The organism is Streptomyces sp. NPDC003042, assembly GCF_053591315.1.
The window spans coordinates 167,957-178,627 of the sequence record NZ_JBSFTP010000004.1 but is presented as its reverse complement, the minus strand read 5'-3'; the positions used below and the strand labels follow the sequence as shown (position 1 = coordinate 178,627).

Here is a 10,671-nt window from a genome sequence, read left to right as displayed (position 1 = left end):
GAGCGCCCAGTCGATCTTGACGGTCGCGAAGTCCCACTGGAAGCACCGCAGATCGGCCCGCAGCCGTGGCGGCAGGTGGTGCGCGCCGACGAGGCACGGACGTGCGGGCCCTTCCGCGTCATCCCCTACTTTGCGGACGCACACGTCCTAGTGGGGCGTATCCCGCCTCCCCGGTGGGAGATGAGTGGGAGACAAGTGGGAGATGATCATGGCGTGGTGCTGCAATCAGGCGCTAGGAAATGCTAGATAGCGCTACCTGTGCGGCCCTGGTTCAGCCGCCGGATTCGCCCGCGTGCGGGCTGAGCACACCGGCTCCCACCAGCACGAAGAGCAGGATGCCCAGCAGGATGCGGTAGATCACGAACGGCATGAAGCTCTTCGTTGAGATGAACTTCATGAACCAGGCGATGACGGCGTATCCGATCACGAAGGCGATGACCGTCGCGAAGATCGTCGGCCCCCAGGAGATGTGGCCCGGGTTCTCGACCACGTCCTTGATCTCGAACACGCCCGAGGCCAGGACGGCCGGGATGGCGAGGAGGAACGAGTACCGGGCGGCCGCCTCGCGCGTGAAGCCCAGCAGCAGACCGCCGGAGATCGTCGCGCCGGAGCGGGAGACGCCCGGAATCAGGGCCATGGCCTGGCAGAGGCCGAAGATCAGACCGTCCTTGACGCCCAGATCCTTGAGCGTCTTGCGCTCGCGGATCGCGCGGTGCCGGCCGCCCTCCTCGTCACGCGCGGCGAGCCGGTCGGCGATGCCGAGGATGACACCCATCACGATGAGGGTGGTGGCGATCAGCCGCAGATCGCGGAACGGGCCTTCGATCTGTTCCTTGAAGGCGAGGCCGAGGACGCCGATCGGGATCGAGCCGACGATCACCAGCCAGCCCATCTTCGCGTCCTGCTCGGAGCGCAGGGCCTTCGTGTACAGCGAGCGGAACCAGGTGGAGATGATCCGCGCGATGTCCTTGCGGAAATAGATCAGGACGGCAGCCTCGGTGCCGATCTGGGTGATGGCCGTGAAAGCCGCACCGGGGTCGTGCCAGCCGGCGAATGCCGCGGTCAGCCGCAGGTGGGCACTGGAGGAGATCGGGAGGAACTCCGTAAGCCCCTGGACGAGACCGAGGACTAGGGATTCGAACCAGCTCATGTCGGGGTGCGCTCGTCCTTGTGATCGTCGGGCAGTTCGGGTCCGATGCTAGGGCCCGTACGGAGCGGCCGTGACCACAGGGGGGTGTTGGGGCGTCAGCTCGGTCGCGACGGCCGGTGCCAGGCGGTGCCGCTTGCGCCAGGCGACCACGGCCGCGACCACCGCGGAGAGCGCGATGAAGCCGAACGAGGCGAGGAACGCGGGCGATCCGGGGGAGGCGGCGCTGGCCCCCGCGATCACGTACGCGGCGGTGTTGGGGATCGTGCCGAGCGCGGTCGCGAGCAGGAAGGGGAACCAGCCGCAGCGTGAGACCGCCGCGATGTAGTTCGCCGCCGCGAACGGCACCCCCGGGAAGATCCGGACCGCGAGCATCGAGCGGAAGCCGTGCCGGCTCAGCTGCGCGTCGGCGGCCTTCAGCCAGCGGCCCCGCAGATACGGACGCAAAGCCTCCTGGCCCATGGCCCGGCCCAGGCCGAAGGCGATCCCGGCCCCGATCACCGTGCCGCAGACTGCCGCCACCAGTCCGAACTGTGAACCGAAGACCGCACCCGCCGCGAGGTTCAGCAGCGGCCGGGGCACGAACGCGGCCGTGCACAGCCCGTACGCCCCCGCGAACAGCAGCACCGCCGTGCCCACCGGGAGCGTCGCGGGCCAGCCCTGCGACAGCAGCCGCTGGGGCTCGTACAGCAGGACGCACACGCCGGCCGCCACCAGCAGGAGGACGAGCAGCGACAGCCGGGTCCACGGTGCGAGGAGGAGGGGCATCCGGGGAGACTAACCGACCCGTACGGCGCCCCGCCGTAATCTGGGCCTCATGCGGCCGAACGACCGGCAACGTACATGAAGGACGTCGCGCCGTTCCTCGGCATCCGCACGCCACTGCGCCGTGCCCTCTCCCGGGCCGTGACGAAGACGGACCCGGACGTCGTTCGCGCCTTCGTCACCGCGGAACGGGCACGCCTTTCACCCCTGTCGGTGCGCGAGGCCCTCAAGAACCTCTAGTGGTGACGGCGGGCCGGCTGCGTCAGACTGCCGTCACCACACAGGTGTGCGAAGCAGGCGGAGCGAGGGGCGGGCGGCGATGAGCGGCGACACGGCACTGGTACTCGGTGGCGGAGGACTCACCGGCATCGGGTGGGAGAGCGGAATCCTGTACGGGCTCGCCCGCGCCGGCGTGGACCTGACCACCGCCGAGCTCGTCGTCGGCACCTCGGCCGGTTCGGTGGTGGGCGCCCAGCTCACCTCCGGACTGCTCACCTCCCAGGAGCTGTACGAGCGCCAGCTCGGCGACCACGCGGGGGAGGCCGTGGCCAAGTTCGGACCGGGCCTGCTGGCCCAGTACGCCATGGCGATGGCCCGCTCGCGCGACGCCGCCGCCTACCGCAGGCGGATCGGCGCGATGGCGCTCGCCGCCCGCACCGCCGAGGAATCCGAGCGGCGGGGCGTGCTCGCGGCGCGGCTCGTCTCGCACGAGTGGCCCGAGCGGCGGCTCGTCGTCACCGCCGTGGACGCGCTGAGCGGGGAGCCGGCCGCCTTCGACCGGGAGAGCGGGGCCGCCCTGGTGGACGCGGTCTCCGCGAGCTGCGCCGTGCCCGGGGTGTGGCCGCCGGTGACGGTCGGCGGCCGCCGGTTCATCGACGGTGGGATCCGCTCCGCGACCAACGCCGACATGGCGGCCGGCTACCGGCGCGTGGTGATCATCGCGCCGATGACACTCGGCACCTCGATGGTTCCCTCGCCCGCCGCCCAGGCGGCCCGGCTGCGGGCGGACGGCGCGCGGGTCCTGGTCATCACCCCTTCGCCGCAGGCGCGCAAGGCCTTCGGACGAAACGTCCTGGACCCGGCACGCCGGGCGCCGGCGGCGCGGGCCGGCCTCGCCCAGGCCGCCGGGCACGCGGCCGAGGCGAAGGCGGTCTGGGCGCCCTGACAATGGTGGGGTGAGCGACGAACAGATCCCGGTGATCCGGCAAGTGGGACAGGGCACCGCCAAGCTGATGCCGGACGTGGACCGGGAGCGGGCCTGGCTGCTCACCGTGAACGGGGCGCCGCAGTCGTACGTCGACCTCGACGATCCCGAACACCTGGAGTTCGAGTACGCACGCCGCCTCGCGCACGTACTGGACTGCGCGGCGCAGCCGGGAGCCGCCCTGGACCTGCTGCACCTGGGCGGCGGCGCGCTGACCCTGCCGCGCTACGCCGCCGCGACGCGGCCCGGGTCCCGGCAGACGGTGGTGGAGTTCGACGCGGGGCTGGTCGAGCTGGTGGCGGAGCACCTGCCGCTGGCCGCCGGGGCGGACGTGACCGTACGGGCCGCCGACGCCCGGGCCTGGCTGGAGTCCGCCCCGGCGGCGAGCGCGGACGTGGTGGTCGCCGACGTCTTCGGGGGTTCGCGGGTACCGGCGCAGCTGACCTCGGTCGAGTACGCGCGGGAGGCGGCGCGGGTGCTGAGGCCCGGGGGGCTGTACGCGGCGAACCTGGCCGACGGGGCGCCGTTCGGGTTCTTGAAGGCGCAGCTGGCCAACTTCGCGGCGGTGTTCGGGGAGTTGGCGCTGATCGCCGAGCCGGGGGTGCTGCGGGGGCGCCGGTTCGGCAACGCGGTGCTGCTGGCGTCCGACGCCCCGCTGGAGGTGGGGAAGCTGGCCCGGCGGTGCGCCGGCGACGCGTTTCCCGCCCGGGTGGAGTACGGGGTGGGGCTGGCCCGGTTCACGCGCGGTGCGGTGCCGGTGGCTGACGCGGACGCCGTGGAGTCGCCGGAGCCGCCGGAGGGGGCGTTCAGCCTGGGTTGAGGGGGTCCCGTGCGGCGCGTGGACCCGCGCCTCACGCTTCGGCGGGGAGGGAGGCGGTCGGGGCCGCGAGGGACTTCGGCCGCGGGGGTTTGCGGGTCATGTTGCGGACGTCCGGGACCGCGAGCACCGCCGCGGTGACCACGACGACCAGGGCCGCGCAGCCCCACAGGGCCGGGGTGCGGCCGAAGGCGGTCTCGGCCGGGCCCGCCAGGGCGGTGGCCAGCGGAAGCATCGACACCGAGCCGAACCAGTCGTAGGCGGAGACCCGGGAGAACTTCTCCTCCGGGATCTCCTGATGCATGGTGGTCATCCAGTTCACGCCGAACACCTCGATGGCGGCGCCGCTCACGAACATCACCGCGCACAGCCCCCACACGGGCAACGGCACCGCGAGCCCCGCCGACGGCAGCGCCAGCGGGAAGACGCACAGGGTGCCGGTCAGCAGCAGGCGGCGCGGTTTCCAGGCCATCATCAGGACGGCCCCGGCGATGGTGCCCACGCCGAAGAAGGCCAGGGCGATGCCCCAGGGCGCAGGCCCGCCCAGCTGGTCGCGGGCGACGAGCGGCCCGTACACGGCTTCGGCCGCGCCGACGACGGCGACGACCACGGAGAACTGGAGCACGATGCTCCACAGCCAGGGCCGGGTCCTGACCTCCACCCATCCTTCGCGCAGATCGGCCAGCAGGCCGCCGCCGGGGGTCCGTTCGGCGACGTGGCTGACGTCGAGGAAGGCCCGTAGCGCTCCCGCGACCGCGAAGGCCGCCGCGTCCACGGCGAGCACCCAGCCGGGGCCCATCGCGGCGATCATCGCGCCGCCGAGGGCCGCGCCGCCGATGCCGGCGCCGTTCATCGCCATCCGGAAGAGGGCGAAGGCGCGGTTGGCGTGTCGGCCCGAGACGCTGGAGAGCAGCATGCCCTCGGCAGCCGGGTTGAAGAAGGCCGTGCCCGTGCCGCAGAGCGCGGTGAACAGCATCATCTGCCACAGCTGGGGGTCCCCGGCGAGGACGAGTACGGCGAAGGCGGCCTGCGAGACGCAGTTGAGGGCGTTGGCCGCAACCATCACGCGGTGCCGCGGCAGCCGGTCCGCGAGTGCGCCGCCAACGAGCAAGAAGAGGACGAGCGGCAGCGTACGGGCGGCCGCGACCAGGCCGACGTCCCCGCCGGAGCCGCCCGCTTCGAGGACCGCGAAGGCGGCGGCGATGAGTGCTCCGTGGCTGCCGAGGTTGGTGACGACCGCGGCCCCTGTCAGCAGGGTGTAGTTGCGGCCGGCCCAGTCGGGACGGCGGCGACGGCGTGCGGACGTACGGGACGGGGCGGCGGGGGGTGAGCTCACCCCCGGACTATCCCCGCCCCGGGCCGGGAATCCAAACGAAATAACGGAAAGCGGATCAACGGCCCGAGGTGGGGCGGTGCGGCGGGAGAGAGCGGGAGAGAGCGGGGGAGAGCGGGGGAGGGATCAGCCGTTGGTGAGGCGGACCGAGCTGAGGATCTTGTCGATGGTCGCCTGGGGGACCTCGTCCGGGACGCCGGCGGCGCCGTAGAGGACCCAGCTGGAGAAGTCACCGTTGGCGGTCTTGAAGCTGAACGCGGTGCTCTTGCCGTCCGAGGAGCACTTGTTCTCCTTGGCCATGCCGGTCGCGGTCGCGGTCGACACGTGTCCCTTGAGGCCGGAGGTGGTGGTGTACTCCTTGGGGTCGGAGAGCTTGATCTTCTCCTTCGGCTGCTTCTGGCCGTATCCCGCGTACACCCAGGTGCCCGCTTCGTTGCGCGAGGCCTCGGCGGTGTCCTTGGCGCCCTGGCCACCCTTGGTGCCGGTGCCGGCCAGGGAAGTCGTCTCCTCGCTGCCGTTCTTGTCGGAGTCCACCTTGCACCAGTCCTCCTTGAGGAACGCCGGTGCGGACATCATGACGAAGGGGGAGCCGTCGGTCTTCGCCTCGTCCTCGAAGCCGGACGACATGCCGGAGCTGAGGACGTTCCACTCCGGCGGGACGTCGAAGGCGGTGCCGTACTTGGGATTGATGACCACCTTCCAGCCCGGGATCACCGGCTTGACCCCGTCCTCGGCGCGCGGGTTCCCGCTCGGGGCGGGCGGCGCCGCGGAACTGGCGGCGGGCGGCGAGGAGGCGGCGGCCGGCTTGTCGTCGGCCCGGATCTTCTCGTCGTCCCGGGTGAGTACGAAGGCGCCGGTGGCGGCCGCCGTCACGACGACCGCGGCGGCCGCGACGATGGCCACGGTCCGGGTCGCGAAGGGGCTGCCGCCGCCCTGGGGCGGCGGGGGCTGCTGAGGCTGGCCCCACGGCTGGACCGGGGGCGGCGTCTGGTAACCGGCCTGCGGGTATCCGTAGCCCGGTTGCTGCTCACCGAATCCCGGCTGCGGCTGCTGCTGGTACGGGTTCGGCTGTCCCGGCTGCTGCTGGTACGGGTTCTGTCGCGCGTCCTGGGGGTTGTGCTCGCCCCCGGGCGGCTGCTGCTGTCCTGGCCACATGGCCGGTAACGATAGTGGGCGGGGGCTCCGGGAGCCACGGCCACCCCCTTACCGGTATGGCCAAGCGCGTCTACTCGTGGGTAACATCGCGTCGCATGAACGCAGACCAGATGAACGTGGGCGAACTGCTCGCCCAGACCGTGCCGATGGCCCGGACCCTGAACCTCCAGTTCCTGGAGACCACCCCCGAGCGCGCCGTCGTCCGGCTGCCGGACCAGCCCGAGTTCCACAACCACGTCGGCGGCCCGCACGCCGGCGCCATGTTCACCCTCGCCGAGTCCGCGAGCGGCGCGATCGTCCTGGCCGCCTTCGGTGACCAGCTCTCGCGCGCCGTGCCGCTGGCCGTCAGGGCCGAGATCGGCTACAAGAAGCTCGCCAAGGGCGTCGTGACCGCCACCGCCACCCTCGGCCGCCCGGCCGCCGAGGTCGTCGCCGAACTCGACGCGGGCGGGCGCCCCGAGTTCCCCGTCACCATCGCCATCCAGCGCGAGGACGAGGCCGTGACGGGCGAGATGACCGTGGTCTGGACCCTGCGCCCCCACGCGTAACCCCGCGCGCGCCGGGCCGCCGCCGGTAGAGTCCCGGGACGGCCGACGTCTACGCAGGGGGTCCCATGGCCAAGGTCAACATCAGCCTCGACGCCGAACTCGTGGTGGAAGTGATGGTCCTCTCCGGGGCCGGTTCGCCCCAGGACGCCGTCGAAGCCGTCGTACGCGACTACATCGCGCGCGGACACCGCACCGAGGCCCTGGTCCAGCTCCAGGACGAGCCCCGGCGCGAGGCCGACACCGCTCCGCAGCCGCCGCAGGGCTGAACCTGGGCGGCGCGAGGGCGCGTCTGAGAGGGCCCGGCGGGCGGGCGGCGCACAGTGGGCGGCGGGAGCGGTCCGGCGCGGGCCGCTCCCGCCGACCGATGCCGAGGCCGGTGCCCAGGGCGCCGCCGCAGGGAGCGCCCATGAGCGAGGCCGTGTCCAGACGTTCCGCGATCCGGCTGCTCGGGGCGGTGGGCGTGGCCCTGGGGACGACGGGCTGCGTGGCCACCGTGCCGCCCGGCGCGCTGCCGCGCAAGGCGTCCCCCGCGGCCGTCGCCGCCGCGGGGAGCCCCGCCCCCGGCAGGCCCGCCGCCGCGGCGGCCCGGATCGACGCCCTCCTCGACCGGCTCACCCTCGACGAGAAGACCGCCCTCCTGCACGGCGCCCAGGACCCCGCCCCGCTGGGCCAGGCCGGCTACATGCCCGGAGTGCCGCGGCTGGGCATCCCGCCGCTGCGGCTCGCCGACGGGCCCGCGGGTGTCGGCGTGGCCAAGCCCGCCACCGCGCTGCCCGCGCCCGTGCTGCTCGCCTCAGCCTTCGATCCGGCCCTGGCCCGCGAGTACGGCCGCGTCCTCGGCCGCGAGGGCCGTGCGCTCGGCCAGGACGTCCTGCTCGCGCCGATGGCCAACCTGATCCGCACCCCGTACGCGGGCCGCAACTTCGAGACCTTCGCCGAGGACCCGCGGCTGACCGCCGACCTGGTCGGGCAGGTGATCCGCGGCATCCAGGAGGAGGGGCTGATCGCCGCCGTCAAGCACTTCGCCCTCAACAACCAGGAACAGGGCCGCGACACGATCGACGTGATCGCCGCCGAGCGGACCCTGCACGAGACGGAGCTACGGGGCTTCGAGGCCGCGGTGGCCGCCGGAGCCGGCGCGGTGACGGGCGCCTCCAACAAGGTCAACGGAGTCCACGCCTGCGAGAGCGGGCCACTGCTCGACGAAGTGCTGCGCGGCCGCTGGGGTTTCGACGGCTGGGTGCTGTCCGGCCGGGACGCCACCCACAGCACCGTCGCCTCCATCACCGCCGGCCTCGACATGGAGATGCCCGGCGGCGCCCACTTCGGCGGCCCCCTGCGCGAGGCGGTGCGCGGCGGCTCCGTGCCCGAGGGCGCCGTCGACCTCGCCGTACGCCGGATCCTGACCACCATGGACCGCTTCGGGCTGCTGACCGAGCGGCCCGCGGCCCGGCCGGCGCCGCAGCCGGCCGCCGGGGCCCGTACCGCCCGCAAGGTGGCCACCGCCGGGGCGGTGCTGCTGCGCAACGAACGCGCGACCCTGCCGCTGACCGGAGCCGCCGCCCGCTCGATCGCGGTGATCGGGCCCACCGGCCAGGTGCCCTTCGTCAGCGGCGGCGGCAGCGCGCACGTGATCCCCGCCCGGGCGGACTCGCCGCTCACCGCCATCAAGCGGCGCGCCGGGAAGGGTGCCGCCGTCCGCTTCGCCCTCGGCGAGGACATCTACGGCAGGGCGTTCCCGGCGGCGCTGCTGACGCCGCCCGCCGAACTGGAGGACCGCCGGGTGGACGCCGGCCGGGCCTGGAGCTACACGGGGGAGTTCACCCTGGCCGCCGACGAGGAGTGGACCCTGCTCGTCCACTACTCCGGCGAGCGGCCGTCCGTACGCCTCGACGGGGAGGAGCTGTTCCCCGTCCGGCTGGGCGTGGCCGAACGCTTCGCGGGCGGGCTCCTCGCCGCCGCCCCCGACGGGCTGAGCGTGCGGCGCCGTACGCTCACGCTCAAGGCGGGCCCACACCGGCTCGCCGTCTTCGCCGAGGGCGGGGACAAGGGCCGGCGCTTCCGGCTGCGGCACACCACCCGCGCGAGCCGGGCCGCCGACGTCGCCGAGGCCGTCAAGGCCGCCAAGGCGGCGACCAGCGTCGTGCTGTTCGCCTACGAGGACGCCACCGAGGGCCGCGACCGCGGCTCGCTGGCGCTCCCCGGCGGGCAGGCGGCGCTGATCGAGGCGGTCGCCGCCGCCAACCCCCGCACCACGGTGGTGCTCAACACCTCCTCCAGTACGACCATGCCCTGGCTCGCCCGTACGGGGGCGGTCCTCCAGATGTACTACCCGGGCCAGGAAGGAGCGGGCGCGACCGCCGACGTCCTCTTCGGCGACGTGGACCCGGGGGGCCGGCTCACCCAGACCTTCCCGGCCGACGAGCGCGCGACCCCGGTCGGCGGGGACCTGCTGCGCTACCCCGGGGTGGGCGGGCGCCAGGAGTACACCGAGGGCGTCCACGTCGGACACCGCTGGTACGACGACCAGCGGGTGACCCCGCTGTTCCCCTTCGGGCACGGGCTCTCGTACACGACGTGGGCCTACGAGCAGCTGAGCGTCCGGCCCGAGCGGGGCGGGCTGCGCGTGGAGTTCACCGTCCGCAACACCGGCCGCCGCAAGGGCACCGACGTCGCGCAGGTCTACGTCGGCCCGTCCCCGGACCTGAAGGCCGACCAGCCCGTGCGGGCGCTGGCCGGCTACCGGCGGCTGACCCTGGCGCCGGGGGAGGCCCGGCGGGTCACCGTGGACATCGACGCGCGGGCACTGTCGTCCTGGGACGCGGAGCGGCGGGCCTGGGTGCCGGGGACCGGCCGCCGGGAGGTGTTCGTCGGCCGGTCCTCACGCGAACTGTCACTGCGGGCGAAGGCTGTCGTGGCGAGCGGATAGGCTGCCCGTTCGCGTGCCACGGAGGCGCGCGGTGACGACTCGGGAGGACGTACCGGTGCACATCCAGGAATGGCTGGAGACGATTCCGGCTGTCGCCGTCTATGTCCTGGTGGGGCTGGTCATCGGGCTGGAAAGCCTGGGCATCCCGCTTCCGGGTGAGATCATCCTGGTCAGCTCGGCCCTGCTGGCCTCGCAGCACGGGGACGTCGACCCGGTGATCCTGGGTCTGTGCGCGATCGCCGGGGCGATCATCGGCGACTCGATCGGGTACGCGATCGGCCGCCGGGGCGGCAAGCCGCTGCTGGAGAAGCTGGGGCGGCGCTTCCCGAAGCACTTCGGGCCGGAGCACGTGGCGCTGGCCGAACGCTCCTTCGAGAAGTGGGGCATGTGGGCCGTCTTCTTCGGGCGGTTCGTGGCACTGCTGCGGATCTTCGCCGGGCCGCTGGCGGGTGTGCTGCACATGCCGTACTGGAAGTTCCTGATCGCCAACGTCTTCGGCGGGATCCTCTGGGCGGGCGGCACCACCGCCGTCATCTACTCGGTCGGGATCGTCGCCGAGCCGTGGCTGAAGCGGTTCTCCTGGCTGGCGCTGGTGCTGGCGGTGCTGATCGGGCTCACGGTGACGCTCGTGCTGCGCGGCCGGATGAAGAAGGCGGCGGCCACTGCCCGCGAGACGGCGCCGGAGTCGGCGCCGGCCCCGGAGCCGGTCCCGGCGGGCGTCGCGGACTGACCTCGGCCGACCTGGCCGGGCCGTCTTCCTGGGACGGCCCGGC

The 10,671-nt window shown here is 73.4% G+C and carries 11 protein-coding genes; 7 read left to right on the top strand and 4 right to left on the bottom strand.

What is annotated here, in order from left to right; genetic code table 11:
• Positions 1–271: 271 nt before the first annotated feature.
• Entirely contained in the window at positions 272–1,150 is an 879-nt protein-coding gene (locus tag ACWDYJ_RS04120) for an undecaprenyl-diphosphate phosphatase (protein ID WP_451563894.1), read from the bottom strand.
• Between the two features lie 48 nt (positions 1,151–1,198).
• On the bottom strand, positions 1,199–1,915 hold the full coding sequence (locus ACWDYJ_RS04115; protein WP_451563893.1) for a TVP38/TMEM64 family protein: 717 nt from the start codon (positions 1,913–1,915) through the stop codon (positions 1,199–1,201).
• Between the two features lie 75 nt (positions 1,916–1,990).
• Between ACWDYJ_RS04115 and ACWDYJ_RS04110 the strand changes: the two genes are divergently transcribed.
• From ACWDYJ_RS04110 to ACWDYJ_RS04100, 3 genes are all read left to right on the top strand, one after another.
• Entirely contained in the window at positions 1,991–2,152 is a 162-nt protein-coding gene (locus ACWDYJ_RS04110) for a DNA alkylation repair protein (protein WP_451563892.1), read from the top strand.
• A 79-nt stretch (positions 2,153–2,231) separates the two neighbouring features.
• Positions 2,232–3,077, top strand: a complete 846-nt coding sequence (locus tag ACWDYJ_RS04105) for a patatin-like phospholipase family protein (RefSeq protein ID WP_451563891.1) — start codon at positions 2,232–2,234, stop codon at positions 3,075–3,077.
• A 67-nt stretch (positions 3,078–3,144) separates the two neighbouring features.
• The gene (locus tag ACWDYJ_RS04100; protein WP_451563902.1) at positions 3,145–3,936 is read left to right on the top strand and encodes a spermidine synthase; all 792 of its coding nucleotides are present in this window, start codon (positions 3,145–3,147) and stop codon (positions 3,934–3,936) included.
• Between the two features lie 31 nt (positions 3,937–3,967).
• Here ACWDYJ_RS04100 and ACWDYJ_RS04095 read toward each other — a convergent pair whose 3' ends face one another.
• Both ACWDYJ_RS04095 and ACWDYJ_RS04090 read right to left on the bottom strand, forming a co-directional pair.
• Entirely contained in the window at positions 3,968–5,269 is a 1,302-nt protein-coding gene (locus tag ACWDYJ_RS04095; protein ID WP_451563890.1) for an MFS transporter, read from the bottom strand.
• A gap of 123 nt (positions 5,270–5,392) precedes the next feature.
• Complete coding sequence (locus ACWDYJ_RS04090; RefSeq protein WP_451563889.1) at positions 5,393–6,421, bottom strand: hypothetical protein; 1,029 nt, start codon at positions 6,419–6,421, stop codon at positions 5,393–5,395.
• 95 nt (positions 6,422–6,516) lie between these two features.
• Between ACWDYJ_RS04090 and ACWDYJ_RS04085 the strand changes: the two genes are divergently transcribed.
• The 4 genes from ACWDYJ_RS04085 (at position 6,517) to ACWDYJ_RS04070 (ending at position 10,628) form a co-directional block, all read left to right on the top strand.
• Complete coding sequence (locus ACWDYJ_RS04085; protein ID WP_451563888.1) at positions 6,517–6,969, top strand: DUF4442 domain-containing protein; 453 nt, start codon at positions 6,517–6,519, stop codon at positions 6,967–6,969.
• A gap of 65 nt (positions 6,970–7,034) precedes the next feature.
• Positions 7,035–7,235 carry a type II toxin-antitoxin system VapB family antitoxin gene (locus ACWDYJ_RS04080; protein ID WP_451563887.1) on the top strand — a complete coding sequence of 67 codons (201 nt, stop codon included), beginning with the start codon at positions 7,035–7,037 and terminating at the stop codon, positions 7,233–7,235.
• A gap of 140 nt (positions 7,236–7,375) precedes the next feature.
• Positions 7,376–9,898 carry a beta-glucosidase gene (locus ACWDYJ_RS04075; protein WP_451563886.1) on the top strand — a complete coding sequence of 841 codons (2,523 nt, stop codon included), beginning with the start codon at positions 7,376–7,378 and terminating at the stop codon, positions 9,896–9,898.
• A 55-nt stretch (positions 9,899–9,953) separates the two neighbouring features.
• A complete protein-coding gene (locus ACWDYJ_RS04070) occupies positions 9,954–10,628 on the top strand; it encodes a DedA family protein (protein ID WP_451563901.1) in 675 nt (224 codons plus the stop codon).
• Positions 10,629–10,671 lie beyond the last annotated feature (43 nt).

What these genes read in the sequence shown, in the direction of transcription:
- ACWDYJ_RS04120 (WP_451563894.1), bottom strand. Translation starts at nt 1,150, where the DNA reads ATGAGCTGGTTCGAATCCCTAGTCCTCGGTCTCGTCCAGGGGCTTACG.
- ACWDYJ_RS04115 (WP_451563893.1), bottom strand. Translation starts at nt 1,915, where the DNA reads ATGCCCCTCCTCCTCGCACCGTGGACCCGGCTGTCGCTGCTCGTCCTC.
- ACWDYJ_RS04110 (WP_451563892.1), top strand. Translation starts at nt 1,991, where the DNA reads ATGAAGGACGTCGCGCCGTTCCTCGGCATCCGCACGCCACTGCGCCGT.
- ACWDYJ_RS04105 (WP_451563891.1), top strand. Translation starts at nt 2,232, where the DNA reads ATGAGCGGCGACACGGCACTGGTACTCGGTGGCGGAGGACTCACCGGC.
- ACWDYJ_RS04100 (WP_451563902.1), top strand. Translation starts at nt 3,145, where the DNA reads ATGCCGGACGTGGACCGGGAGCGGGCCTGGCTGCTCACCGTGAACGGG.
- ACWDYJ_RS04090 (WP_451563889.1), bottom strand. Translation starts at nt 6,421, where the DNA reads ATGTGGCCAGGACAGCAGCAGCCGCCCGGGGGCGAGCACAACCCCCAG.
- ACWDYJ_RS04085 (WP_451563888.1), top strand. Translation starts at nt 6,517, where the DNA reads ATGAACGCAGACCAGATGAACGTGGGCGAACTGCTCGCCCAGACCGTG.
- ACWDYJ_RS04080 (WP_451563887.1), top strand. Translation starts at nt 7,035, where the DNA reads ATGGCCAAGGTCAACATCAGCCTCGACGCCGAACTCGTGGTGGAAGTG.
- ACWDYJ_RS04075 (WP_451563886.1), top strand. Translation starts at nt 7,376, where the DNA reads ATGAGCGAGGCCGTGTCCAGACGTTCCGCGATCCGGCTGCTCGGGGCG.